Origin of the sequence: Lamprobacter sp., from assembly GCF_034860625.1 — a bacterium.
Taxonomy (GTDB): Bacteria; Pseudomonadota; Gammaproteobacteria; order Chromatiales; family Chromatiaceae; genus Lamprobacter.
In genome coordinates, this window is the sequence record NZ_JAYESN010000503.1 from 1 (window position 1) to 1,438 (window position 1,438).

The 1,438-nt window shown below is 55.8% G+C and carries 5 protein-coding genes; 2 read left to right on the forward strand and 3 right to left on the reverse strand.

Features of this window, described 5'->3' with window-relative positions; translation table 11 throughout:
- On the reverse strand, window positions 1-297 hold a 297-nt coding region (locus VBE63_RS31695), incomplete at its 3' end, for a hypothetical protein (protein WP_416274728.1).
- On the opposite strand from VBE63_RS31695, the gene VBE63_RS31700 reads away from it, so the two are divergent.
- Window positions 178-525, forward strand: coding sequence for a hypothetical protein (locus VBE63_RS31700; RefSeq protein ID WP_416274725.1), 348 nt, complete (start codon window positions 178-180; stop codon window positions 523-525). The two genes, VBE63_RS31695 and VBE63_RS31700, sit on opposite strands and share 120 nt — an antisense overlap.
- 46 nt (window positions 526-571) lie before the next feature.
- Here VBE63_RS31700 and VBE63_RS29260 read toward each other — a convergent pair whose 3' ends face one another.
- Window positions 572-736, reverse strand: a complete 165-nt coding sequence (locus tag VBE63_RS29260) for a DUF6693 family protein (protein ID WP_323686488.1) — start codon at window positions 734-736, stop codon at window positions 572-574.
- A gap of 277 nt (window positions 737-1,013) precedes the next feature.
- On the opposite strand from VBE63_RS29260, the gene VBE63_RS31705 reads away from it, so the two are divergent.
- A complete protein-coding gene (locus tag VBE63_RS31705) occupies window positions 1,014-1,103 on the forward strand; it encodes a PEP-CTERM sorting domain-containing protein (RefSeq protein ID WP_416274726.1) in 90 nt (29 codons plus the stop codon).
- A gap of 230 nt (window positions 1,104-1,333) precedes the next feature.
- Here VBE63_RS31705 and VBE63_RS31710 read toward each other — a convergent pair whose 3' ends face one another.
- Window positions 1,334-1,432 carry a flagellar basal body rod C-terminal domain-containing protein gene (locus VBE63_RS31710; RefSeq protein ID WP_416274727.1) on the reverse strand — a complete coding sequence of 33 codons (99 nt, stop codon included), beginning with the start codon at window positions 1,430-1,432 and terminating at the stop codon, window positions 1,334-1,336.
- Window positions 1,433-1,438: the final 6 nt, after the last annotated feature.

Genomic DNA, 1,438 nt, shown 5'->3' on the forward strand with positions numbered 1-1,438 from the left:
TGACAAGACGCGCTGGCACTTGATCATGGACAACCTCAATATCCACTGCTCGGAAGCGGTCGTGCGCCCGTCGCCGAGGCGTGCAAGCTCGACATCGACCTCGGCGTCAAAGGCCAGTCCGGCATCCTCAAGTCGATGGCCACCCGTGAGCGCTTCCTGCGTGACCCGAGCCACCGCATCGTCTGCCACTTCACGCCCAAGCACGCCTCGTGGCTGAACCAGATCGAGATGTGGTTCTCGATCTTGGCGCGCAAAGTGATCCGCCGCGGCAATTTCGTCTCCGTCGACGATCTCCACGAGGGTAGTGTTCTAAAATTGTGCACGGACTGCCTCAGTCGATTGATTTTTGAGGCTCTAATTGGATGCTATGCACAAATTCAGAACACTACCTCCACGAGAAACTCGCAAACTTTATTGACTTCTTCAACGACAAGCTGGCCAATCCGTTTCGCTGGACCTATTCCGATAAGCCGCTCGCGGCTTGATTGGGAATCTGGTATCAGGATTTTTACAGCTAAGCACTAGGTTAGACAGCGCTCAAGTGCCGTTTGCTTCTATAGTTTTTTAGGCTCTAAAACTCGTGGATCTCGGTGTTATTAAGAATGATCTTGATGAAGTAGTACGCAAAAAACGGCAAGGCCAGCCCGAATGTCAGGACGGTCAGAATGATCCACAGGATCGTCTGAATGAGAATTTGCCCGAAGTTCAAGTTGCATGCAATGCGGTAGCGTTTCATTTCTATTAAGGCTCCTACAAGTATTCACGGTCCATGCGCAAGTGTATCACGCGATCACGGAGTCATTTTCGCTGTCCAGCTTTTTTGTGTCCAGCAATATCCGGCATCGATCACCCCCTGCAACCCTGCAACCCTGCAACCCTGCAACGGGAGAACCTCCTAGGAACTCTCACCTTGCGTTCCAGATCAAGGGCGCCAATGGCCCCAACAGTGTGCCAGAACGCGGGATCAGTCAGTTCTTGTGCGAGCCAGTATCCGCGCCAATGGCCCCAACAGTGTGCCAGAACCCACGACGCTCGCGTTAATCGGCATCGGAGTGCTTGGGCTTGGCTTCGCTGGTCGCCGTCTTCAAGACGCCCGCCGATAACAACGCCCTGCGTAGCCTTGTGGAACGCGGCTTGGGTGGGAAGACCCGGCAGGGATTGGAGTGAAACAGGCCGGTATCTTCGGGTGCGAGGGTGATCTTACCCCAGTTGCTGACGAAGCGCCCGGTCGGCACAACCCGCGAGCAGCAGCGCGAGAAGCGCCAGGACGGCCATCCGAGCAGGTGTAGCGTTCAGTGTCATCCGCCGTGTCGACAACGGCCGCCAGCCTCGCTCAAACAAACAGATCGATCAGCGTTCCGAGCATCTCATCGGCCTCCTTGACCACATGGACTGAGGCCTCTGTCTGCCGCTGGCCGACACGCTGGCTCACCAGTTC